The organism is Oleiphilus sp. HI0080, assembly GCF_001635135.1.
This window is the reverse complement of record NZ_LWFU01000122.1, coordinates 1-571: the sequence shown is the minus strand read 5'-3', so window position 1 is coordinate 571 and position 571 is coordinate 1. Positions and strand designations below refer to the sequence as shown.

Below are 571 nucleotides of genomic sequence, written 5' to 3'. Positions count from 1 at the left end.
CGCTTGAGCGTCGAATGGTCGGCGTTGATGGTATGGGTTTAATCATCTCTAAGACCCTCGCTTTGTTGTGGGATCAATACGATTTCGTTCTGATCGATAACTCTCCTTCTTTAGGAGTGCTGATGATTAACGCTTTGGCCGCTAGTCAGCAGCTTGTTGTACCTGTTCAAACCGAGTTTCTAGCGATTAAGGGATTGGAAAGAATGATGCACACCTTAACGATGGTGATTCGATCCCAGAAAAGCAATTTGCAGCACATGATTTTGCCTACAATGTTTGACCGCCGAACTCAGGCGTCAACTCAGAGTCTGAGAACCATCAAACAAACATGGGGTGACAACGTGTGGAAGTTCGCTATCCCGGTAGATACGAAGTTTCGAGATGCAAGTATGCAAGGGCTTGTTCCTTCCGAGCTTGACGCTGCGACTCACGGCGTTAGAGCGTATAAAAAATTGCTTGAAACTCTGTTAGAAAAAACACCTAACGGGATATAGCGGGAGCGAGGGCATTTGCACATTTCTCTTAAGGAAAACAATTCCGTGGGAAATGATGAGATCATTGGTGACTATCT

At 45.5% G+C, this 571-nt stretch carries 1 protein-coding gene; it reads left to right on the top strand.

Going from position 1 to position 571, the window contains the following annotated elements:
• Positions 1–494: ParA family protein (locus A3751_RS01515; protein ID WP_156492169.1), on the top strand; the 494-nt coding region annotated here is incomplete at its 5' end.
• Between the last annotated feature and the right edge of the window lie 77 nt (positions 495–571).